The organism is Mesorhizobium sp. M3A.F.Ca.ET.080.04.2.1 (assembly GCF_003952525.1).
Taxonomy (GTDB): Bacteria; Pseudomonadota; Alphaproteobacteria; order Rhizobiales; family Rhizobiaceae; genus Mesorhizobium.
The window spans coordinates 3,616,376-3,638,474 of the sequence record NZ_CP034451.1; the positions used below are offsets into that span (position 1 = coordinate 3,616,376).

General features: G+C 65.6%; 17 protein-coding genes. 10 read left to right on the top strand and 7 right to left on the bottom strand.

The genetic code is table 11. The features are described from left to right. Position 1: 1 nt before the first annotated feature. The 6 genes from EJ074_RS17360 to EJ074_RS17385 form a co-directional block, all read right to left on the bottom strand. Positions 2-1,240 (bottom strand): MFS transporter, encoded by a 1,239-nt coding sequence (locus tag EJ074_RS17360; protein ID WP_095804822.1) that lies wholly within the window; start codon positions 1,238-1,240, stop codon positions 2-4. 297 nt (positions 1,241-1,537) lie between these two features. Beyond that, positions 1,538-2,005: a MucR family transcriptional regulator gene (locus tag EJ074_RS17365; protein ID WP_095804821.1), complete on the bottom strand. Its 468-nt coding sequence runs from the start codon at positions 2,003-2,005 to the stop codon at positions 1,538-1,540. Positions 2,006-2,212: 207 nt separating this feature from the next. Beyond that, entirely contained in the window at positions 2,213-2,917 is a 705-nt protein-coding gene (locus EJ074_RS17370; RefSeq protein ID WP_095804820.1) for an ROK family protein, read from the bottom strand. 14 nt (positions 2,918-2,931) lie between these two features. Continuing rightward, entirely contained in the window at positions 2,932-4,308 is a 1,377-nt protein-coding gene (gene zwf / locus EJ074_RS17375) for a glucose-6-phosphate dehydrogenase (protein ID WP_095804819.1), read from the bottom strand. Positions 4,309-4,324: 16 nt separating this feature from the next. Further along, entirely contained in the window at positions 4,325-5,338 is a 1,014-nt protein-coding gene (gene gnd, locus EJ074_RS17380; RefSeq protein ID WP_095804818.1) for a phosphogluconate dehydrogenase (NAD(+)-dependent, decarboxylating), read from the bottom strand. 110 nt (positions 5,339-5,448) lie between these two features. Next, entirely contained in the window at positions 5,449-7,860 is a 2,412-nt protein-coding gene (locus tag EJ074_RS17385; protein WP_129553626.1) for a glucan 1,4-alpha-glucosidase, read from the bottom strand. A gap of 225 nt (positions 7,861-8,085) precedes the next feature. Here EJ074_RS17385 and EJ074_RS17390 point away from each other — a divergent pair, with 225 nt between their 5' ends. From EJ074_RS17390 to EJ074_RS17425, 8 genes are all read left to right on the top strand, one after another. After that, positions 8,086-9,348: a GAF domain-containing sensor histidine kinase gene (locus EJ074_RS17390; protein WP_095804816.1), complete on the top strand. Its 1,263-nt coding sequence runs from the start codon at positions 8,086-8,088 to the stop codon at positions 9,346-9,348. Then, the gene (locus tag EJ074_RS17395; protein WP_095804815.1) at positions 9,348-10,082 is read left to right on the top strand and encodes a response regulator transcription factor; all 735 of its coding nucleotides are present in this window, start codon (positions 9,348-9,350) and stop codon (positions 10,080-10,082) included. Before EJ074_RS17390 ends, EJ074_RS17395 begins: the two co-directional genes overlap by 1 nt. A 129-nt stretch (positions 10,083-10,211) precedes the next feature. Continuing rightward, positions 10,212-10,406 carry a 4-oxalocrotonate tautomerase family protein gene (locus tag EJ074_RS17400; protein WP_095804814.1) on the top strand — a complete coding sequence of 65 codons (195 nt, stop codon included), beginning with the start codon at positions 10,212-10,214 and terminating at the stop codon, positions 10,404-10,406. Continuing rightward, positions 10,406-11,296 carry an SMP-30/gluconolactonase/LRE family protein gene (locus tag EJ074_RS17405; RefSeq protein ID WP_095804813.1) on the top strand — a complete coding sequence of 297 codons (891 nt, stop codon included), beginning with the start codon at positions 10,406-10,408 and terminating at the stop codon, positions 11,294-11,296. The genes EJ074_RS17400 and EJ074_RS17405 overlap by 1 nt, the downstream gene beginning before the upstream one ends. Positions 11,297-11,384: 88 nt before the next feature. Continuing rightward, positions 11,385-12,401, top strand: coding sequence for an ABC transporter substrate-binding protein (locus EJ074_RS17410; protein WP_095804971.1), 1,017 nt, complete (start codon positions 11,385-11,387; stop codon positions 12,399-12,401). A gap of 159 nt (positions 12,402-12,560) precedes the next feature. Continuing rightward, positions 12,561-14,024, top strand: coding sequence for a sugar ABC transporter ATP-binding protein (locus EJ074_RS17415; RefSeq protein ID WP_095804812.1), 1,464 nt, complete (start codon positions 12,561-12,563; stop codon positions 14,022-14,024). A gap of 1 nt (position 14,025) precedes the next feature. Next, positions 14,026-15,003, top strand: coding sequence for an ABC transporter permease (locus EJ074_RS17420; protein ID WP_095804811.1), 978 nt, complete (start codon positions 14,026-14,028; stop codon positions 15,001-15,003). A 3-nt stretch (positions 15,004-15,006) separates the two neighbouring features. Further along, positions 15,007-15,954, top strand: coding sequence for an ABC transporter permease (locus EJ074_RS17425; RefSeq protein ID WP_129553627.1), 948 nt, complete (start codon positions 15,007-15,009; stop codon positions 15,952-15,954). Between the two features lie 65 nt (positions 15,955-16,019). Here the strand turns inward: EJ074_RS17425 and EJ074_RS17430 are convergent, their stop codons facing one another. Beyond that, on the bottom strand, positions 16,020-20,798 hold the full coding sequence (locus tag EJ074_RS17430) for an NAD-glutamate dehydrogenase (protein WP_095804809.1): 4,779 nt from the start codon (positions 20,796-20,798) through the stop codon (positions 16,020-16,022). 140 nt (positions 20,799-20,938) lie between these two features. On the opposite strand from EJ074_RS17430, the gene EJ074_RS17435 reads away from it, so the two are divergent. Beyond that, the gene (locus tag EJ074_RS17435; protein WP_095804970.1) at positions 20,939-21,502 is read left to right on the top strand and encodes a peroxidase-related enzyme; all 564 of its coding nucleotides are present in this window, start codon (positions 20,939-20,941) and stop codon (positions 21,500-21,502) included. Between the two features lie 229 nt (positions 21,503-21,731). Further along, positions 21,732-22,055, top strand: a complete 324-nt coding sequence (locus EJ074_RS17440) for a YciI family protein (protein ID WP_095804969.1) — start codon at positions 21,732-21,734, stop codon at positions 22,053-22,055. Positions 22,056-22,099 lie beyond the last annotated feature (44 nt).

A 22,099-nucleotide genomic window follows, 5' to 3' on the forward strand; every position in this document is an offset into this window, starting at 1 on the left:
ATCAATTGCGGCTGTTCAAGTGCCTTACCTGCCGCAGCGCCGGGAACAGCCAGGCCCAGAGGCCGGCGACGGCGATGGCGCCGACGCCGCCGATGACCACTGCGGGCACGGTGCCGATTAGCGCCGCCATGGTGCCGGCGCGGAACTCGCCGACCTCGTTGGAGGCGCCGACGAAGACCCCGTTGACGGCGTTGACGCGTCCGCGCACCTCATCCGGCGTCCAGAGCTGGATCAGCGTCTCGCGGATATAGACGCTGAACATGTCGGTGGCGCCGAGCAAGGCCAGCGACACGATCGACAGCCAGGTGATGGTCGAGAGGCCGAAAAGCACTATCGAAGCGCCGTACAAGGCGACGAAGCCCAGCATGATCCTGCCGGCATGGTCGCGGAGCGGATGGCCGGCGAGCCAGACCGCCACGGCGATGGCGCCGATCCCGGGCGCCGAGCGCAGCAGGCCGAGACCCCAGGGGCCGAGTTCGAGAATGTCGCGCGCATAAACCGGCAGCAGCGCTGTGGCGCCGGATAGAAGCACGGCGAAGAGGTCTAGCGAGATGGCGCCGAGCACGATCTTCTCACTCCAGATGTAGCGGAAGCCGGCAAACAGCGTCTCAAGCGTCGGCTTGTCGGTGGCGGTCTGCTGGGCGGGCTTGGGAATGGCGAAGACGAGCAAGGCAGCCACCAGCATCAGAATGGTGGCGGTGCCATAGGCGATTTCCGCCGAAAGGCCGTAGAGCAGCCCGCCGGCGACCGGGCCGACGATGGTCGCCGTCTGCCAGGCGGACGAGTTCCAGGCGATCGCGTTGGCGAAATCCTCCTGCGGCACCAGATTGGCAAACAGCGAGGACGAAGCCGGCCCGTAGAAGGCGCGGGCAATGCCGAACATGGCGAGCACGACGAAGATCGGTAGCGGGCTGGTCAGGCCGCGGAGCGTCAAGAACAGAAGCGCCAGCGCGCAGGCACCCTCGACCAGCGACGACAGTGTCATGATCAGGCGTCGGCCGAAGCGGTCGGCGACCACGCCGGTGGCCAGCACCAGAAGCAGCGACGGCAGGAACTGGACGATGCCGACAATGCCGAGGTCGAAGGGGTTGCGCGTCAGGTCGTAGACCTGCCAGCCGACGGCGACGGACACGATCATGGTCGCGAAAGTGGTGAGGAAGCGCGCCGTCCAGTAGCTGAGGAAAGGTCTATGCCGGAAAGCGGCGTAGCGCTGGTCGGGTGAAGTAGCTTCGGCGGTCATTGTTCAAGGGCCCCGTTATGGCATCGGCCGGCGGGGCACTTCCACGATGGGCGCTGGTCCGGCCAGAACCCTTTAGCCCAGTTCGTGCTGCCGTGCGCGCAAAAAATCCGCGCTGGATCAACGAAAGGCGGAGTCGTCGTTCGCAAGGCAACAGACCAGTCCCTGGGAGCCGCGAGATGACTACCAGCTCGTCGATCTGCCTCCCGAGGCACGGGTGTGTCCAAGCCACAAAAGCGCGAAGGCCTGCCGATCTCGTCGGCAGGCCTCCAGAAAAAATTGCACGGACCCTGAAGTGGCTCAGGCGGATGCCTTGGCTTTCCTGCCCCTGGCGGGCTTGACCGGCTCGGGTTCCGCTGCCTTGCGGCCGAGGCCGATGGACTTGGCGAGCTCCGAGCGCGACGCTGCATAGTTCGGCGCGACCATCGGATAGTCGGCCGGCAGGCCCCACTTGGTTCGGTAGGCCTCGGGCGTCAGTCCGAAATGGACGCCGATGTGGCGCTTGAGCGATTTGAACTTCTTCCCGTCCTCGAGGCAGATGATGTAGTCCGGCGTCACCGATCGTTTTGGATTGACGGCGGGGGTCGGCGGCGGCGCGGGCGGCGCCGACGGCTTGCCGAGGGCGGTCAGCGAGGCGTTGACGCTGGCGATGAGGTCACTCAGACCGGCAGCGGGCAGCTGGTTCTTCTCGACATAGGCCGACACGATGTGAGCGGTCAGCCCGAGCAGGTCGATTTCCTTGCGATTGTTGGTGTCGTCCTCGGCCACGTCATACCTCCGTCAGTGCCGCAACGCCGCGAAAATCGTTCTCGACTTTCGAAAGGCGCGATTGTGGAAGCGCTACTTGTTCTCGCGTGTCCAGGATGGCGCGAGGTGCTGCAGGCTGGCGACTTCCTAGTCGGCAAATCTGCATGATGCAACGTTGCGCGACGCTATTACACGTTATTTTGAACAATTATACTGATTCGTCACAGATCAGACGATCAATGCCTTGTCGCGCCACAGTCGAAATCCGCCTTCGAACGCGCGTGTGTTGTCGCCGCGCCGGGATTTTGCCGGCAATTCGTCGAGCTTGTCGACGTTGCCGCCGCCAATGACCACGTAGTCTGGCTGCAGGGCGGCGCGAAGCCTGTCGACGACGTCGAAGACATGTTTGCGCCATTTCTTCTTGCCGTGCTTGTCCAGGCCGCGTTCGCCGACATAGTCTTCGAAGCTGCCGCCCTTTCGATAGGGGAGGTGGGCGAGTTCCATCGGCTGGCCGACATTCTCGAGGATCATCGCCGCGCCGAGCCCGGTGCCGAGCCCCAAAAACAGCATGCGCCCGCCTTCATAGCTGCCGATAGCCTGCATCAGCGCGTCGTTGACGACCTTTACCGGCTTGCCGAAGGCGGCGCCAAAATCGAAGCCGTCCCAGCCCTTGCCAAGATTGAAGGGATCGCGCGAAGGCTTGTTGTCCCTGACCGGACCAGGATAGCCCATCGCGATCAGGTCATAGTCCAGCCCCTCGGCGAGTTCGTTCACCGAGGCGACCACCCGCCGCGGCGTCAGGCCCGGTCCGGAATCGGCGCGGCGCATCTCGCCGCCGCCGCTGGCGAGGATCTTCACATGCGAGCCGCCGACATCGATCGTGAGCACGACCTGCCCGCTATTCGCCGGGGCCGGCGTCCTCGTCCTGGGCATTTCTCGTCCTCCGCTCAATTCGACGGATTGATCCAGCCATTGGGCGGGCCGAAGCCGTTCATGGCATCGGCCGGCCCCCAGGTCTTCGGCGCGTAGACCGGCGGCGGCGTGGTGTCGCCAAGCACCGGGCCGACGATGCGCCAGGCAAGCTCGGCCGCGTCCTGGCGGGTGAACAACTGGCCGTTGCCGTTCATGGCGTCGCCGATCAGCCGCTCGTAGGGCGGCATGTCGCCTTTGCTGTCGTCGAGCGCGGTCAGTTCCACCTGCTCGCCGATCATGTCGTCGCCGGCCCGCTTGCGCTGGGCGCCGATCGAGATCGCCACCTGCGGGTCGATGCGGAAGCGGACATAGTTGGCATCGTCCGGATCGATCGGATCGAAGACGTCGAGCGGCGGCCGTTTCAGCCGCACAATCACTTCGGTCGCGTGCACCGGCATGTTCTTGCCGGCGCGGATAAAGAAGGGAACGTCCCGCCAGCGCCAGGTGTCGACGAAGAAGCGCACCGCGGCGAAGGTCTCGACCGGCGAGTTGGGCGCCACGCCCGGCTCCGCGAGATAGCCGTCGAACTGGCCGCGCACGACATCGGCCTTGGTCAAGGTGCGGATGGCGCGTAGCACCTGCACCTTCTCGTCGATCAGGTCGTCGGCCGAGCGGCCGACCGGCGGCTCCATGGCAAGCAGCAAAAGAATGTTGAGCAGGTGGTTCTCGATCACGTCGCGGATGCAGCCGACGCCGTCATAGAAGCGGCCGCGTCCCTCGACGCCGAAATCCTCGGCCATGGTGATCTGCACGCTTTCGACGAAATTGCGGTTCCAGATCGGCTCGAGGAAGGAATTGGCGAAGCGGAAATAGAGCAGGTTCTGGATCGCTTCCTTGCCGAGATAGTGGTCGATGCGGAAGATCGACTGTTCGTCGAACACCAGATGCAGCACGCGGTTCAGCCAGCGCGCCGACTGCAGGTCGTGGCCGAAGGGTTTTTCCACCATCAGCCTCGCGCCACGCGCGGTGCCCGACTGCTCCAGGCCCTGGACCACGGTCTCGAACATGTTCGGCGGCACCGCCATGTAATGCAGCGGCCGCTGCGCAGAGCCGAGCGTCGCTTTCAGCTTCTCGAAGGTGGCGCCGTCGCGGTAATCGCCGCTGACATAGCGCAGCAGCGAAGCGAGCTTGGCGAAGACCTTCTCATCGACGCTGCCAAGCGTGTTGGCGATGCCGTCGCGGGCACGCTCCACCAGCTTGGCGAGTTCCCAGGGGTCGAAGGCGACGCCGATCACCGGCTCGGTGAGCGTCCCCTTGGCGACCATCTGGTAGAGCGCTGGAAAGATCTTCTTGTGGGCGAGATCGCCGGTGGCGCCGAAAAGCACCAGCGTGTCGGAGCGTTCCTGGCTCATCGCCTCTGCACTCCCTTCATGCGCCGCCCTTCGGCTTCTCGACATGGCCGCCGAAAGCGTAGCGCATGGCGGACAAAAGCTTGTCAGCGAAGGCGGATTCGCCCTGCGAGGAAAAGCGGTCGAACAGCGCCGAGGACAGCACCGGCGCAGGCACGCCGGTGTCGATCGCCGCCTTCAGCGTCCAGCGGCCTTCGCCGGAATCGGAAACGCGGCCGCCGAACTGTGTAAGCCCCGGGTCGTTCTTCAGAGCGCCCGCCGTCAAGTCGAGCAGCCAGGAGCCGATGACGCTGCCGTGCCGCCAGACCTCGGCGACAGCGGGCAGGTCGATGTCGAACTGGTAATATTGCGGATTTTCCAGCGGACTGGTCTCGGCGTCGGCCGTCCGCGGCCGCTTGCCGGCATTCGCCGATTTCAGGATGTTGATGCCCTCGGCATAGGCGGCCATGACGCCGTATTCGATGCCGTTGTGCACCATCTTGACGAAATGGCCGGCGCCGCTCGGGCCGCAATGCAGGTAGCCGAAGGGCGCGGTGCCGGCATCCTTCGGGGGACTGGCGCCTGCGTCGGCGCCGGGAGCCAGCGTTGCGAAGACCGGATCGAGATGACGCACCGCCTCGTCGGGGCCGCCGATCATCAGGCAATAGCCGCGGTCGAGGCCCCAGACGCCGCCGCTGGTGCCGACATCGACGAAGTTGATGCCCTTGGCGGCGAGCTTGGCGGCCTGGTCGACCGCGTCGTGGTAATAGGAATTGCCGCCGTCGATGACGATGTCGCCGGGTTCCATCAGCGCCGCCACCTCACCGACGATCCTGCCGGTGATCGCCGCCGGCAGCATCAGCCAGGCACTGCGCGGCTTGCTGAGCTTGCCGATGAACTCCTCCATCGAGGCCGTGCCGATGGCGCCGTCCTTGACCAGGCCGGCAACACTCGCCGGGTTGATGTCGTAGACGACGCATTCGTGGCCGTCGCGGATCAGGCGCCGCACCATGTTGGCGCCCATCCTGCCCAGTCCCATCATTCCGATCTGCATGGTGTCACCCAGTCGTTCGAGGAAAGGAAAGCTCCTGGCCATACTCGTTGATCATGATCTTGTCCTAAAACCGCTTCCCACTTTTTGCTGCGCTGACCTTTGGTTCGGGATCATGATCGAGCATCGATGCCGACAGTGAAGTCGACATTCTCCCAACGGTGGCTGTCGGGCCAGAAAAAAGTGAAGACGATGGTCGATCCCGGCGGCAGACCGGCTGTCTGCAAATCCACCAGATGGACGCCGAAGGCGTTTTGGGTGGTCCTGTCATCCCGTACCGTCAGCCATTTGTCACTGCTCCAGTGCACCACGCCGGGCGCCGAGAGTTCGACGCGCAGCACCTTGCCGGCGGGGAGAGAGCGGATCTTGTTGTTGAAGCGCCATGATCTGAAGAGCGAGATGATCTCGCCCTTGATGTAACGCTCGACGCCTTGCGGCGGCATGTCGAATACGGCGCCGTCGCGCAGCGAGCGCAGCAGCTTGATGTGCTCGGAATGCGCCCAGACCAGCGGCATGGCGCTGCCTGACGGGGCACCCAGGTGCAACTCGCGCGCCGGCATGTCGGGCCCGTCCCAGACCTGTTCGGGCAGAAGGCCGCCGAGGCCGGCCGAGCGCTCGAAGGTCTCGAGCAATTCGGCGGCCTGTTCGGGCCGTCCCGCCGCCAGCTCATAGTGGGCGCGCTCGCCGGTGAGCAGCGGCCATGGCCGGCCTCTGCCGGTGCCGTCGAAGGGTGCGCCGTCCTCATGCTCGCCATAGCCGTCGCCGCTGTAGCGGTACCAGACCGGCCCTTGCGGCAAGTCGCAGCGCAGCGAGGCGTCGATGGCCTTGACCGTATTCAGGATGCGCGGATCGTGCGCCGCCCTCAGACCGAAGCGGACAAGCGCCAGCGCATCGGGACTGATGATGGCGTCGGCCGGCTTTTCGGTGTCGCCCGGCGGTCGGTTCTTGATCGGCACAAAGCCGTCCTTGGGCGAAGCGGCGCCGGCCTCGTCGGGCGGCGCGATGCGCACGTAATAGCCGTCGATGCCTTCGCGGAGGCAAAGGTCCGTGCCGCCGACATAGGTCCAGCGCTCGATCTGGTCGTTCCAGCAATCGGCGGTCTCACGCAAATAGTTCGCCGGCTCACTTTTGCCGAGCGCGTCCAGCATGTCCGCGGCGGCGAGCAGCGCCGCGATCTCGACCGCAAGCGTGAACGGGCTGTAGCCGGCGTCCTCCTCCCAGCGATCCTCGCCGGTGACAGGACCGTTGCGCACGACATAGGAGGCCGCGCTCTCGATCATGGGCAGGAAATCGGCGAGCGCCGCGCGCGCAAGATGGCCGGCGCGGCGCAGGGCATCGGCAAGCAGCAGCGGAAAGGCGCACTCGTCCATCTGGATGCCGCGCCAATAGGCGGTGCCGTCGGACCAGGCATTCTGCGGCCAATGGCCGTCCGGCTGCTGGATGGAGCGCAGATAGCTCAGGATCTGCAGCGCCTGCCTGGCGTCGCCGGCGGCGAGGAAACCGCCCGCCGTCTCGACCAGGTCGCGCGGCCAGATCAGATGATAGCCGCCAAGATCGTCGTCGCCCTTGCTGAAGCCCCAGGGAATCGACAGGCTGGCGACCGCGGCTCCCGGCCTGGCGACCGACAGGTGCGTGGCCAGCACCGCCGTGCTGACGCGGTAGGTGTTCAATCCCGAGGCTGCGCGCCTGTCCAGCTTCTCCAGCCCTGCCTGAAATCTCCGCCAGTTCGCGACATAGGCCTCGGCTGCGGCATCGAAGCCCTGCTCCAGGCTGGCGAGGGCCATGTCGGCGGCCTCTTGCGGCCAGGCGCCGAAACCGAGCGCCAGCAAGGCCGTGGTCTTGCCGGCGGAGAAGCCGATCTCGCCGGCCAGCGCCACATTGCCGTCCTCCGCCCGTTGGCATGCGGGGTCGAGCACGCCATGCTTCTGAAGCTGCTGCCAGCCGTCGGAGAAGCCGACATAGCCGGCCGCGCAGGCGCGCCAGGGCAGCGAAGCGGCGAGCGCAATGGAGACCCCGCGGCCCGATGCAAACAGCATCTGCGCGCCCTTGTGCTCTCCGATCCAGGCGGTGTTGCCCATGCCGGCATTGACGAGGTGGGGAGCCAGCAATGCGTAGACGCGATAGTCGCCGGGCGCGCCCTTCAGCGGGACGAAGGTGAGCTCCTGCAGCAGGACTGGCCGTTTCGGACCCGTAATGATCTGTTTTTCGATGCGGTAAGCGCCGTCGCCGGCGGTGTTGGTCAGCCGGTAACCGGGAATGCCGTCCTCGAAGGCTTCGATGGTGTGCTTGGTGTCGCGCTTCTCTTCAGAAAAATGGCCGTTCGGGCCGGTGACGATCAGGCCGAGGTCACGCGTGCAGGCACTGTCGAGGCGCGGGTAGTAGAGCTCGTTCAATATGCCGTGGCTGATGGTGAACCAGACGCGGCTGGCGGGCGAAAGCGCGGTGCCGACGCCGCTCTTGGCACTCGACGTCCAGCGCGCCGGGATTCCCGGAGCGCCCTGGGCAACAGTCGGCGTCACTGCCATGCATTGGTCTCCTGCCGCCGTTCCTAAACCAGGAGCCGCAGGCTTTTCAATCATCGCACCGCAAGTTGATCGGCCCATCGCCCATCAGCTGTCGTTGACAGCCGCGCCGGCAAGCGTCCACTATTTCGCTCCCAGGGAGGGCCGCGGGAGGAAATCCGGACGAGGAATTAGCCGTCCAGGTGGCGGATCCTTCCCGTGGATTGCCCGCGCGGCAAGGGAGGAGACATGTCGGAAGTATCTCCCCAGCTGATCGACCGGCTGTTGGCGATCTCGCGGGCGCTGGCCGGACACATCGATCCAGGCTCGGCGTTCCGGGCGACGGCGATCGAGATCGGCACGCTCATTCCGCACGACCATATCGATCTGGCGGTGCTGGCGGTCGATGGGCGCATGCACGCCTGCTATGAGGCCGGATTCCACACCAGCTGGAGCGAGCTGGCGCAGCATCCGGTGGCGGGCAGCCCGATCCGGCGCGTGCTGTGGGGCGAGACGCCCTACCTCCTGTCCGACAACGCGCTGGTCGACGACCGCTTCCATTTCGAGGGAGCGTTCGACGAACCGATCTTCGCCGCCAAGCTGCGCAGCCGCATCATCGTGCCGCTCCGGGCGCGCGGCGGCGTCATCGGCGCGCTCAACATCAGCCGCCACGAGGCCGGCTGCTACACGCAGGCCGACGTGGCGGTGGCCCAGCAATGCGCCGACCTGATCGCGCCCTATATCTTCGCGCTGATCCAGACCGAGGAGGCGCGCCGCGCCATGCTGGCCGAAAGCGAGGCGCGCAACCGGGCGGAGCTGCTGAGGGTCGGCGCCTCGCAACTGACCGAGGGCATGGAGCGCGAGCGCCGCCGCATGGCCATGGACCTGCACGACCAGACGCTTGGCGACCTCGCCCGCATCGCGCGCCAGGTGTCGGCGTTCCGCAGCCGGGGTATGGCGCGGGCGGCGCAGCTTGCCGATCTCGAGCAGGAGGTCGCGGGCTGCCTGGCGGAACTGCGCCATATCGTCGACGACATGCGGCCGAGCGTGCTCGAGCTGTTCGGCCTGCGCGACGCCGTCGAGGCGCATCTCAACCGCAGCGTCGCAAGGGCCAAGCCGCCGATCGCGGTGCGCATAGCCGACAGCAGCGACGGCAGCGCCGACACCATGCCGGAAACGCTGCGCACGGCGCTCTACCGGATCGTGCAGGAAGCAATCAACAACGCCGTGCGCCATGCCGGACCAAGCCGCATCGAGGTGCAGCTGGCATCGACAGCGACGACATTCAGCGTGGCCGTGAGCGATGACGGGGCCGGTTGCGGCGTGGTCGATCCCGGCGCGCAGGGCGGCATCGGCCACATGCACACGCGGGCGGCGCTGGTCGGGGCGCGGCTGCGCTTCGAGCCGGCGAGCCGCAAGGGCGGCACGCGGGTCGTCATCGAGATCGACCGCGAGGCGCCGAAGCCCGGGCAAACGGCGGCGACTGAACGGGCGGTGGCGGAGGCATTGTGATGCTGGTCATGATTGCGGAGAATGACGGCCTGCACCGCGGTTTCGCGCGGCGAACGGTCGAGCAATTGTGGCCCGGCGATGTCGAGGTGATCGAGGCCGCCGACGGCGAGAACGCCATCAGCCTTGCCGCGTCGCACGAGCCGCCGCATGTCGTGCTCGACCTCCAACTGCCGAAGGCCACCGGCATCGAGGTGGCGCGCGCCATCTGGAGCCGCCGCGCCGGCACACATATCCTGTTCTGGTCGAACTTCGCCGACGAAGCCTATGTGCGCGGCGTCGCACGCATCGTGCCGCCGGGATCGGTCTATGGCTATGTGCTGAAATCGGCGACCGAAGAGGGCATGCGCTCGGCGCTGCGCGGTGTCTTCAGCGAAGGCCACTGCATCATCGACCGCGAGATCCGCGGCATCCAGCACCGCGTCCAGGACCGGTTCGAGGGCATCACCGACGGCGAGTATGAAAGCCTGATCGACATCGCGCTCGGCCTGACGGACCGGGCGATCGCGGCGCGGCGCGGCCTGTCGATTCGCGGCGCGCAAAGCCGCATCAAGCATGTCTACGACAAGCTCGGCATCGCGCCGCCGGAGGAGGGCGCCGGCGAGGCGTCGGTCTTCAATTCGCGCACGCGGGCAATCTATCTCGCCCTTGCGCGCGGCCTGATCAACGTCGACGCGTTGCGCCGCGAGCAGGACCAGTTGGATGCCTGGCTGGCGCAAGTGCCGCTGCACGAATAGCCCAGCGCCGGCACGCCGACCGCCGCGACTGTGCAAACACACAGTCGGCGTTGCGCATTGACCTGTATCGCAGGACCCTGACCCCGAATACGCTCCCGACCAAGAACAAGAATATCGGGAGGGTAGCCCATGCCGTTCGTCAGCATCCGGATACTCGAAGGCCATTCGCAAACACGCAAGAACGAGATCTCGCGACGCGTCACCGAAGCGATCAGCGAGATCGCCGAATTGCCCAAGGAAGCCATTTGGGTGGTGATCGAGGACGTGCCGGGCAGCGACTGGTTCGTCGGCGGCAAGCCGGTGCGCGAGCCAAAGGCTCCGTAATGTCGATGCCCGCGCGCGCCCGTCACTCCGGCTTTGATGACGTCGTCGGCAATGCTGCGATGGAGCGGCTCGCCACCGGCTATGGTTTCCTCGAGGGGCCGGTGTGGCATCCTTACGAGAAATGGCTCGTCTTTTCCGACATTCCGGGAAACCGTATATATCGGCGCGGCGCTTCGGGCGAGATCGAATTGTTCCGCGATCCCAGCCAGATGGCCAATGGCAACACGCTCGACCGGCAAGGACGCCTGGTGACCTGCGAGCATGCGACCAGCCGTGTCACCCGCGCCGAACCGAACGGCGCGACGACGGTCCTTGCCGCTCACTACCAGAACGTGCAGCTCAACAGTCCCAATGACATCGTCGTTGCTACCGGCGGATCGATCTATTTCACCGATCCCACCTACGGCCGGCTGGAATTCTACGGCGTGCCGCGGCCGCAGGAGCTGGCGTTCCAGGGCGTCTACCGGATCGACGGCGACGGCGCGCGGCTGACGCTGCTCGCCGACGATTTCGCGCAGCCGAACGGGTTGTGTTTTTCGCTCGACGAGTCGAGGCTGTTCGTCAACGATACCGCACGCGGCCACATCCGCGTGTTCGGCGTGGAAGCGAATGGCGACCTCAATGGCGGCGCGGTGTGGGCGGTTACCGAGGGCCACATGCCAGGCGCGCCGGACGGCATGAAGATCGACAGCCGCGGCAATCTCTATTGCACGGGGCCAGGCGGCATTCATGTCTTCGACGCCTCCGGCGATCTGCTCGGCGTCATTGCGACGCCGGAAGATTGTGCCAATTTCACCTTCGGCGACGAGGATCTGCGGGGCCTTTACATCGCCGCGTCGACGTCGCTTTACCGGCTGAGGGTGCGCGTGCCGGGATTGAGGCTGTTTTGAGCGGGAGCGCTCAGATCGGATGGAAGTGAAGCCGGCCCGCAAGGGCCGATGGAAGTGCAGCTGTCAAAACATCTGGGAGGACTATGACATGAAGAAACTACTGGTCTTGAGCGCCCTTGCAGCCATGCTTGCCTCGGGCACCGCGCTTGCCGATACGAGCGGCAAGAAGATCGCCTTCTCCAACAACTACGCCGGCAATTCGTGGCGCCAGGCGATGCTCGACAGCTACGGCATCGTCACCAAGAAGGCCGTCGAGGACAAGGTGGTCGCGGCTGCCGATGTCTTCACCACTGCCGACAAGGAGGTGCCGACCCAGGCGGCGCAGGTGCAGAACCTGATCCTGCAGGGCTATGACGCCATCGTCATTAACGCCGCCTCGCCGGATGCGCTCAACGGCGCCATCAAGCAGGCCTGCGACGCCGGCATCGTCGTCGTCTCCTTCGACGGCATCGTCACCGAGCCCTGTGCCTATCGCGTCGTCGTCGACTTCAAGGACATGGGCAAGCAGGAAGTCGAGCAGATGGCCAAGTTCCAGCCCAAGGGCGGCAACCTGCTCGAAATCCGCGGCCTGGCCGGAACTTCGATCGACGAAGCCATCCATGCCGGCATCCTCGAGGGCGTGGCTGCGCATCCAGAGTTCAAGATCGTCGGCTCGGTGACCGGAGACTGGGACCAGACCACGGCGCAGAAGGCGGTGGCGACCATCCTGCCGTCGCTGCCGGATGTGGTCGGCGTCGTCGACCAGGGCGGTGACGGCTATGGCGCGGCGCAAGCATTCGCTGCCGCCGGCAAACCACGCCCGACCATCATCATGGGCAACCGTCAGGACGAGCTGAAGTGGTGGAAGGAGCAGAAGGAGAAGGACGGATACACGACCTGGTCGGCCTCGATCGCGCCAGGCGTGTCGACGCTCGCCTTCTGGGTGGCGCAGCAGGTGCTCGACGGTCGCAAGGACATCCCGCACGACTTGCTGGTGCCGTATCTCGCCTTCACTCAGGACGATTTCGAGGCCGCGTTGCCGAAGATCAAGGAGGGTGGCGTCGCCACGCACGAATACACGCAGGAAGAAGCCATCGCGGCCATCAAGGCCAATATCAAGCAATAGGGCATGATCCCGAACCGAAGGTCAGCGTAGCAAAAAGTGTGAGCGGTTTTCGGAAAAGATCATGCTCCAGCAAGCGATAAAGTGGGATGACGATTCGAAGAAGGGTCATGCCACTTTGCCGACGTTGCCAGGCGCATCGCCAACCGGATATCGTTGAGGATGCTCCAGGCTATCGCAGACATCGTCAGACTGGACGGCGCCGAAAAACATTTCGGCGCCGTTCGGGCCCTTAATGGCGTCGACTTCCATGTCGGCGCCGGCGAGTGCGTCGGGCTAGTCGGGCATAACGGCGCCGGCAAGTCGACGCTGATGCATATGGTGGCGGGCACGCTGCGGCCGGACGGCGGGCAGATCGCCGTGCGCGGCAATCAGGAAGCGAGCTATTCCGTGGCGCGCGCGCTCGAGCTCGGCATACGCTGCGTCTTCCAGGAGCTGTCGCTCTGCCCCAACCTCAGCGTTGCCGAGAATACCCGCATCAACCATCCCTCGCTCCGCGGCTTCGGCTGGCGCCGCAAGGCGGCGGATCTCATCGCCGCCAAGCTCGACGAGATCTTTCCCGACCACGGCATTTCCGCTTCCGACATTGCCGGTGACCTATCGATTGGCAGGCGGCAGATGGTCGAGGTGGCGCGCGCCTTCACGCTGACGCGCGAGCCGCTGCAGCTGGTCATCCTCGACGAACCGACCTCGTCGCTCGATGCGCATACGGCTGGCCAATTGCTCGCCTTCGTGCGCCGCTTCGTCGAGGCCGGCGGCAGCTGCATCCTGATCTCGCATGTGCTGGGCGAAGTGCTGCAGAATGCCGACCGCATCGTGGTGATGCGCGACGGCAAGGTGGTGGCCGCGGACGCCGCAACCGCGTTCGACCGCGACAGGTTGGTCGCTGCCATGGGCGGCGCCGAAGCCCATCAAAGGACCGCTTCCGAGACGCGGAAGGTCACGGCCGGGCCGCTAAGGGTGCGCGCCCGGCCGGCACGGCAGCAGGACAGCAATGAGCTTCTCGCCCGTGCCGGCGAGATCATCGGGCTCGCGGGTCTTGCCGGCCACGGCCAGACGGACCTGCTGCTCGCGATCTTCGCCGCAGCCTCTCGCGCCAAGGCCGGCATCGAGGTGACCGCGCCGGTGGCGCTGGTGGCCGGCGACCGCCAATCCGACGGCATATTTGCGCAGTGGTCGATCGCGCAGAACATCGGCATCCGCTCGCTTGCGCGTCTGCGCAGCGGCTTCCTGATCGCACCAGACCGCGAGGCGGAACTGGCCGAGTTCTGGAAGAAGAAGATCGGCATCCGTACGCCGGACCTGAACAACAACATCTATTCGCTGTCGGGCGGCAACCAGCAGAAAGCGCTGTTTGCCCGCGCGCTCGGCTCCGATGCCGAGATCGTGCTGATGGACGACCCGATGCGCGGTGTCGATGTCGGCACGAAGCTCGAAGTCTATGACCTCGTGCGCGAGGAGGCCGCCAAGGGCAGAACTTTCCTCTGGTACACCACCGAAACCGAGGAGCTCGACAATTGCGATCACGTCTATGTCTTCAAGAACGGCCGGATCGTCGCCAATCTCGGGCGCGACGAACTGACCGAGGAGAAGATCATCCAGTCCTCCTTCGGCGACGCGGCCTGAGATGACGGCGATCGCTCCCGGCACGCTTCCAAGATCGTCCTCGCGCGGCAGCGCCGCCAAAGCGCGCATGCTGCGCAGCCTTTTGCCGGCATTGTCGCTGGCTCTGGTGCTGCTTGCGATCGCCTGGTTGAACCCGCGCGCCATCTCCTATTTCGGCTTCAACCTGATGCTCAATCTGGCGATCCCGATCGCCCTGGCGACGATCGCGCAGATGTTCGTCATCGCCGGCAATGAGCTCGATCTGTCGATCGGCACGTTCGTCGGCTTCGTCGGCTGCGTCACCGCGACATGGCTGAAGGACGCGCCGCTCTTCGGCATCGCAGTGCTGCTCGGATCCGTCGGCGTCTATGCGCTGCTCGGCGCGCTGATCCATCTGCGCAACCTGCCATCGATCGTGGTGACGCTCGGCATGAGCTTTGTCTGGCAGGGGCTTGCCATCCTCATCCTGCCGAAGCCCGGCGGCAAGGCGCCCGACTGGCTGCTGTCGATCATGGCGTTGAAGCCGCCTTACGTCCCCTTCCCCATCCTTGCCGCGCTGTTGATTGCCGTCGTCGTGCATTTCGGCCTGATGCGCACCGCCTATGGCGTCATCCTGCGCGGCTCCGGGGGCAACGCCGCGGCGCTCAGGCGCGCCGGCTGGTCGCTGCTCCGGACCAAGATCGTGCTGTTTGCGATGACCGGCCTGTTCGGTGTGCTGTCGGGCCTGGCGCTGATCGGCATCACCACCTCGGCGGATGCCAATATCGGCAACGGCTACACGCTGCTTTCGATCGCCGGAGTCATTCTCGGCGGCGGCGAGTTCGTCGGCGGCCGGGTGTCGCCGATCGGCGCCATCATCGGCGCGCTGACGCTGGCGCTGGCCGCATCGCCGCTGTTGACCTTCATGCACATTCCGCCCGACTGGCAGGTCGCCGCCAACGGCGCGATCCTGATCATCGTGCTGGCGGCGCGGGTCCTGATCAGCCGCAGGGAGAGGTGAGAGATGGCCTCGCTGCGGATGCTGCTCGAAAAACCCTGGCTCTGGTCCTTCGTCGGCGCCTTTCTTGTATGGGCGGCGACCGTTGCCTTCACCGGCGGCTATGGCGCCGGCGGCATGGTCACGGCCGCGCTCTCGCTTGCCGTCTTCACCGTCATCGTCGGCGTCGGCCAGATGTTCGTCATCACGCTGGGGCCGGGCAATGTCGACCTATCGCTGCCGGCCAATATCGGGCTGGCCAGCGCCGTGGCTATGAAGGTCATGGGCGGCAGCGATTCCATGATCGTGGTCGGCCTGCTCGCCGCACTTCTGTGCGGGGCTGCAATCGGCGCCGTCAACTATCTGCTGATCTGGGCGCTGGGCATCCCGCCGATCATCGCGACGCTGTCGGCAAGCTTCATCATCCAGTCGGTCGACATCAGCTACGGCCGCGGCCTGCAGATCAAGCCGCCGCCAGGCTTTGCCGATTTCACCAACTGGCAGGTCCTCGGCATCCCGGTGCTGGCGATGCTGACGGTGCTCTTCACCATCGGCGCCGCGCTGGCGCTGCAGCGCATGATCTATGGCCGCTCGGTGCTGGCAATCGGGCAGAACATCCGCGCCGCCTGGCTGGCCGGCGTCAATGTCGGCCGCATCCGCTTCCTCACCTATACGCTGTGCGGCGCGCTCGGCGGCATCGACGGCGCACTACTTGCCGGCTATTTCCGCGGCGCCAATGTCGATATCGGCAACGAATACCTGCTTGCCTCGATCGCGGTCGTGGTCATCGGCGGCACCTCGGTCGCAGGCGGCAAGGCCAACGTGCCCGGCGTGTGGGGCGCCGGCCTGTTCCTGGTGCTATTGCTCACCATGCTCAACACGTTCGGCGTCAGCGCCGGCGTGCGGCTGGTGCTGACGGGGCTGATCATCGTCGGGGTGATCACGGCCGCGGGTGGCGAGAAGGCGGTGCGCTGAGGCGCGTCGGGCTGAGGATTCAGCCGACGCGCTTTAAGCTTTAGGACAGCTCCGCCCGAGCCTGCTCACATTCCCGTCAGGTCGCTCATCAGGCCCGAAGCCACCGACAGCCGCGACACAGTGATTTCGCCGCCCTCGGTCAGGGCCTGCAGCCGCTCGCGGATGCGCGCGACCCGCTCACCGCCGGCCTCCAGCCAGGCCGCGACCGGATCGGCCGCATTGGCGTGAGCGGTGAGCGCCGCGACCGCGATGCCGCGCCTTGCGGCGCCGATCGTGTCGGTCGCGCGCGACAGCGCGAGCTGATCGTAATAGTCGGGCGGCATGATCGAGCGCGCCGCCTCCTCGACGCGCGGGATGCGGAAGGCGTCACTGACACCAAAGAATGCCTTGGCGGCACCGATGATATCGGCGTTGGCCATGCGCGCGGTAAGCGCGATGTCGGGGATCAGTTCCCCTACCTCGGCCAGAGCCAGCTTCTCGGCCAGTTTCTCCGGCGCGCCGCCCTTGAACAGGCCATGGCGCCGCGCCTCGGCCCGCTCGCGCGAGAAGGCGGGCAGCAGCGACACCAGCTTCGGCTCCAGCGCTTTGCGCGCGTCCTGCAGCTCGGCGATGCGTTGACCGAGCGGCGCCGAGCCTGCGTCGTTCTTCAGGTACCAGCCGCTGGTCATGAAGATCAGCCGGCTGACCAATTGATAAAGATCGAGCTGGGTCTGGCCGTCGATCTGGTTGTCGATGGCGTCGATCTCCTGATAGAGCGAGGGCAGGGCGAAGCCGTCGCGCACCACCGCGAAGGTGCGCACGACGTCGGCCGCCGTGCGGCCCGTGGCCTCCTGCAGCCGGTTGACGAAGGACGGCCCTCCGCGGTTGACGAGGTCGTTGGCGACGACGCGCGCGATGATCTCGCGCCGCAGCCGGTGCTCCCGTATTTCGCCGGCGAATTTCTTTGCCATGCGTTCCGGGAAATAGCCCATCAGGTCGCGATCGAAATGGGGATCGTCCGGCACGTCGCTGGCAACGATGTCGGAGAACAGGACGATCTTGGCATAGGCGAGCAGCACGCCGAGTTCGGCTCTCGTCAGCGGCTCGCCGCGCGCCTCGCGCTCGGCAAGGGCGGCCGGCGAGGGCAACGTCTCGACCGCGCGGTCGAGTAGGCCGCGCGCTTCCAGTGCCGTCATGAACCGGGCCTGGTGCGCGATGTCGGCCAGCCCGCGTTTGCGCGCCATCGAGAGCGCCAGCGTCTGCTGGTAGTTGTTGGACAGCACCAGCCCGCTCACCTCGTCGGTCATCTCGGCGAGCAGCTTGTTGCGGGCCGGCCTCGCCAGCGAGCCTTTGCGCATCGCCGAAGCCAGCGCGATCTTGATGTTGACCTCGACGTCGGAGCAGTTGACGCCAGCCGAATTGTCGATGGCGTCGGAGTTGCAGCGGCCGCCATTCATGCCGAATTCGATGCGCGCCCGCTGCGTGACGCCGAGATTGGCGCCCTCGCCGATGACCTTGGCGCGCACGTCGAGCGCAGTGACGCGAATGGCGTCGTTGGCGCGGTCGCCGACATCGGCATTGGCTTCGCCGGAGGCCCTGACATAGGTGCCGATGCCGCCGAACCACAACAGGTCGGCCGGCGCCTTGAGGATGGCATTCATGATCTCGACCGGCGTTGCCGTCGTCTTGCCAAGTCCGATTGCCGTGGCGGCCGCCTGAGGCAGGGTGATCGACTTCTGGTTACGCGAGACGATGACACCGCCTTCCGACAGTTTCGATTTGTCATAGTCCTGCCAGGACGAGCGCGGCAGCGCAAACATGCGCTGGCGCTCGGCGAGCGAGGCCGCGACGTCCGGATCCGGATCGATGAAGATGTCGCGATGGTCGAAGGCGGCGATCAGCCGGGTCTGCGGCGACAGCAGCATGCCGTTGCCGAACACATCGCCCGACATGTCGCCGACGCCGACGACGCTGAAGGGCGTGGTCTGGATGTCGCGGTTCATCTCGCGGAAATGCCGCTTGACCGCTTCCCAGGCGCCCTTGGCGGTGATGCCCATCTTCTTGTGGTCGTAGCCGGCCGAGCCGCCGCTGGCGAAAGCGTCGTCCAGCCAGAAGCCGTGCTTCTCGGAAATGGCGTTGGCGGTGTCGGAGAAGGTCGCCGTGCCCTTGTCGGCGGCGACGACGAAATACGGGTCGTCCTGGTCGCGCCGCACCACGCCGGCCGGGGGAATGACGCCGTCGACGCCGATATTGTCGGTGATCGAGAGCAGGCTGGAGACGAAGTTCTTGTAGGCCGAGGTGCCGGCCTCGAAGATGGCGTCGCGGCTGCCGCCGACCGGCAGCCGCTTCGGATAGAAGCCGCCCTTGGCGCCGACGGGCACGATGACCGCGTTCTTGACCTGCTGCGCCTTGACCAGGCCCAGCACCTCGGTGCGGTAGTCCTGGGCACGGTCCGACCAGCGCAGGCCGCCGCGCGCGACCGGGCCGAAGCGCAGATGCACGCCTTCGACCTCTGAGCCGTAGACGAAGATCTCGCGCCATGGCCGGGGAGCCGGCAGTCCGTCGATCGCCTGCGAGTTCAGCTTGATCGCCAGCGACTGCCCCTTTTCCTTTGTATCGGCAACGAAATGATTGGTGCGCAGCGAGGCTTCGATCAGGTTGAGGTAGCGGCGGATGATGGTGTCGTCATCGATGTTGGGCACCTCTTCCAGCGCGTCCTTGATCTTCGCCTTGAGGTGCTTGGCGGCGACGTCGCCTTCGGCTTCGGCCGTCGGCCCAAGACGCGCGACGAACAACTGGTGCAGGCCGCGCGCGATCTCCGGGTAGCGGTTGAGCGCGGCGGCGATGAAATCCTGGCTCTGCGGTATGCCTGCCTGCTGCAGGTAGCGGCCATAGGCCCGCAGGATGGTGATCTCGCCCGACCACAGGCCGGCGGTCTGGGCCAACCCGTTATAGCCGTCATTGTCGACGTCGCCGCGCCAGACCGACAGGAATGCGTCCGCGAACAGGCCGCCGCCATCGGTTAGGTCGATCGGCCTGCCGTAGCTGTTCTCAAGCTCCATGTCGTGGATGAAGACCGTGTCGGAGGCCTCGCCGCCAACCTCGAAGGTGCGCTCGCTGATGACACGGAAGCCGATGTTTTCCAGCACCGGCACACGCCGGGAGAGCGCCACCGGGCTGCCATAGTGGTAGATCTTCAGCGCCGCCTGATGCGGCTTCTGGTCGGTGCGGCGGTAATAGTCGATGGCAATCTGGTTTTCCGGATCGATCTTGGCGATGCGCCTGGCATCGGCCAGCGCCACCGACGCCGAGAAGGTATCGCGGTAGCTTTCCGGGAAACGCGCCGCGATGCTTTTCAATGCCGGGTCGCTGCCGGCTGCTTCGGCCGCCTCGGAAAGCGCGTCTTCCCAGGTGCGCACGATATCGCGGATCGCCGCCTCGACGGTGGCAGGGTCGACCTTGGGCGTCTTGCCGCCGGACCGGCCGATGATGAAGTGCACGCGCGCCAGCGCGCCCTCGGGAAATGCCGGATAGTAAGCCGATAGCCGGCCCTCGAACACGGTCTTGAGATAGGCGCCGATCTTTTCGCGCACGACGCTGTCGTAGCGGTCGCGCGGCACGAAGACGATGACGGAGACGAAGCGGTCGAACTGGTCGACACGCATCAGCGCCCTGACGCGCGGTCGCTCGATCAGTCCGAGGATGGCGCTGGCGTGCTTCCTCAGGATCGGTATCGGAACCTGGAAGAACTCGTCGCGGGGATAGCTTTCGAGCGTATTGATCAGCGCCTTGCCGGAGTGGTCCTGCGGATCGAAGCCCGACTTGGCTATGATCGTTTCGGCCTTGGAGCGCAGATAGGGGATCTTCATCACCGAGCGCGTGTAGGCGGTCGAGGTGAACAGGCCGACGATCCGCAGCTCGCCGGCGAGTGCCCCCTTGGGGGTGTAGGTCTTGACGCCGATGTAATCGAGATAGATGCGGCGATGCACCGAGGATTTGGCATTCGCCTTGGTGACGATCAGCGCTTCCGGCCCATGCAGGAAGGCACGGATCTCCGGCGTCGTCGTCACCGCCTCTGTGCCGCGCCTGAGCACCAGCACGTCCGGATCGCAGAGGATGCCGAGGCCGGGCTTGTCGGCGCGCTCCAGCGTGCCGCTCTCCTCGCCGCCGACATATTTGAATTCGCGCATGCCGAGGAAGGTGAAATTGTCGTCGCGCAGCCATTCCAGGAAGGCGATGGCCTCGGCGACGCTCTTCTTGTCGAGAGGAACGGCCGAATAGCGGAATTCGGAGATGGCCTGGTCGAGCCGGGCCAGCATCGGCTTCCAGTCGACGACCGCGGCGCGCACTTGGTCGAGAATCTTGCGCAGCCGCTCGGCGAGCCCCTTCGCCTGTTCCGCCGTCAATCGCGGAATGTGGACGTGAACGACACTCAGCCTGTCGTGATCGTCGTCCTCCTTGGCGCTGTCGGCCAGGATCTGCACGACGCCGGTCTTGTCGTGCCGCACGGTGACGATCGGATGTGTCACCAGGGTCGGTTCGCCGGCGGTCTCGGCGATCTCGCCAAGGATCGAATCGAACAGGAACGGCATGTTGTCGTTGACGACGGTGATGACGGTCACCGGCCGTCCGGCGCAGGAAACGCCCGACTCGGCATCGACGGCGACGACGCTCTCGCCTTTGCGATGGCGGGCAACCGCCCGGCCCGCCAGTTCGGCGGCGCGTTCCAGGTCTGCCACATCATAGGCGGCGATGTCTTCGGCCGGTGCGCGGGCCAGCAGATAGTTGGCAAGCCCTTCGGGTTTCTCGTCTGCTTTCGCGGCGGCGGCAACCTTCTTCTTCGGCTTGGATTTCACGCTGGCCATGATGCTTAATTCCCTCCCGTCATATGCTTTTGCGGCTATGGTAGCAGATGACCGCCGTTTGGCGACAAAGGTTTGACGGCGTAGCAAGAAAAATGACGCTCGGCCTCGAGCCGGCATCGAAGCGTGCGAGGAGGGTGAATATGACCGGCAAGATCACCGCGCTCAATCTGGTCCAGGCCGAACTCGGCGAGGCGACAAAAGCCTATTTCGCCAAATGCGAGGAGAAGCTCGGCCTCGTGCCCAACGTGCTCTTGGCTTACGCTTTCGACGAGAAGAAGCTGCGCGCCTTCACCGACATGTACAACGAGCTGATGCTGGGCGATTCCGGCCTGTCGAAGCTGGAGCGCGAGATGATCGCGGTCGTCGTCTCTTCGATCAACCATTGCTACTATTGCCTGACCGCGCATGGCGCGGCAGTGCGCCAGCTTTCCGGCGAGCCGGCGCTGGGCGAGATGATGGTGATGAATTTCCGCGCCGCCGAGTTGTCGGCGCGCCAGCGCGCGATGCTGGAGTTCGCGGTCAAGCTGACCGAAGAACCGGCCAAGATCGTCGAGGCGGACCGCGCGGCGTTGCGCGAAGCCGGCTTTTGCGACTGCGACATCTGGGACATCGCCTCGACCGCGGCGTTCTTCAACATGTCGAACCGGGTGGCTGCCGCCGTCGATATGCGGCCGAATGCCGAATACCATGCGATGGCCCGGTGAGGCGACCTCGGTCCTGAATTGGCAACCGTGCATTCTCGTTGCATGTCCGCCCGTTTGGTCCGATGATCAACGATTGCGGCATGGCCCGCATATCGGATTGCGGTCTGGCCGCATATCGCGAGCAATTTCAGGGAAAGTGTGAACGGTTTGCCGCCCGAAATTGCGCCAAACAAACAGCCAACGCGGCGTGGCCGCATGCCGGTTCGACGCCGCCGACAAGGAGGAGAACATGGCGAAATTTCTCTATGTCTATCACGGCTCCGGCAAGATGCCGACCGACGAGACCGAACGCAAAGCGGCGATGGACGCCTGGACCGGCTGGTACGGCAAGCTTGGCTCGGCGGTGATCGACGGCGGCAATCCGGTCGGCATGTCTAAGACTGTGCTGCCCGGCGGCAAGGTCGAGAACAACGGCGGCAGCAATCCCACGGCCGGCTATACCATCGTCGAGGCCAGGGATATCGACGATGCCGTTGCCAAGGCCAAGGATTGCCCGATCCTGATGGATCCTGCCTTCAGCGTCGAGATCGCGCCGATCATCGAGATGACGTGACGGCAGGGCGCGGCGATTGCCGCCGAGAGAAGGCAGGCAGGGCT

Coding starts and splice junctions, on each gene's coding strand:
- EJ074_RS17425 (WP_129553627.1), top strand. CDS start 15,007: ATGGCCTCGCTGCGGATGCTGCTCGAAAAACCCTGGCTCTGGTCCTTC.
- EJ074_RS17385 (WP_129553626.1), bottom strand. CDS start 7,860: ATGGCAGTGACGCCGACTGTTGCCCAGGGCGCTCCGGGAATCCCGGCG.
- EJ074_RS17400 (WP_095804814.1), top strand. CDS start 10,212: ATGCCGTTCGTCAGCATCCGGATACTCGAAGGCCATTCGCAAACACGC.
- EJ074_RS17410 (WP_095804971.1), top strand. CDS start 11,385: ATGAAGAAACTACTGGTCTTGAGCGCCCTTGCAGCCATGCTTGCCTCG.
- EJ074_RS17390 (WP_095804816.1), top strand. CDS start 8,086: ATGTCGGAAGTATCTCCCCAGCTGATCGACCGGCTGTTGGCGATCTCG.
- zwf (WP_095804819.1), bottom strand. CDS start 4,308: ATGAGCCAGGAACGCTCCGACACGCTGGTGCTTTTCGGCGCCACCGGC.
- EJ074_RS17420 (WP_095804811.1), top strand. CDS start 14,026: ATGACGGCGATCGCTCCCGGCACGCTTCCAAGATCGTCCTCGCGCGGC.
- EJ074_RS17440 (WP_095804969.1), top strand. CDS start 21,732: ATGGCGAAATTTCTCTATGTCTATCACGGCTCCGGCAAGATGCCGACC.
- EJ074_RS17430 (WP_095804809.1), bottom strand. CDS start 20,798: ATGGCCAGCGTGAAATCCAAGCCGAAGAAGAAGGTTGCCGCCGCCGCG.
- EJ074_RS17360 (WP_095804822.1), bottom strand. CDS start 1,240: ATGACCGCCGAAGCTACTTCACCCGACCAGCGCTACGCCGCTTTCCGG.
- gnd (WP_095804818.1), bottom strand. CDS start 5,338: ATGCAGATCGGAATGATGGGACTGGGCAGGATGGGCGCCAACATGGTG.
- EJ074_RS17405 (WP_095804813.1), top strand. CDS start 10,406: ATGTCGATGCCCGCGCGCGCCCGTCACTCCGGCTTTGATGACGTCGTC.
- EJ074_RS17415 (WP_095804812.1), top strand. CDS start 12,561: ATGCTCCAGGCTATCGCAGACATCGTCAGACTGGACGGCGCCGAAAAA.
- EJ074_RS17370 (WP_095804820.1), bottom strand. CDS start 2,917: ATGCCCAGGACGAGGACGCCGGCCCCGGCGAATAGCGGGCAGGTCGTG.
- EJ074_RS17435 (WP_095804970.1), top strand. CDS start 20,939: ATGACCGGCAAGATCACCGCGCTCAATCTGGTCCAGGCCGAACTCGGC.
- EJ074_RS17395 (WP_095804815.1), top strand. CDS start 9,348: ATGCTGGTCATGATTGCGGAGAATGACGGCCTGCACCGCGGTTTCGCG.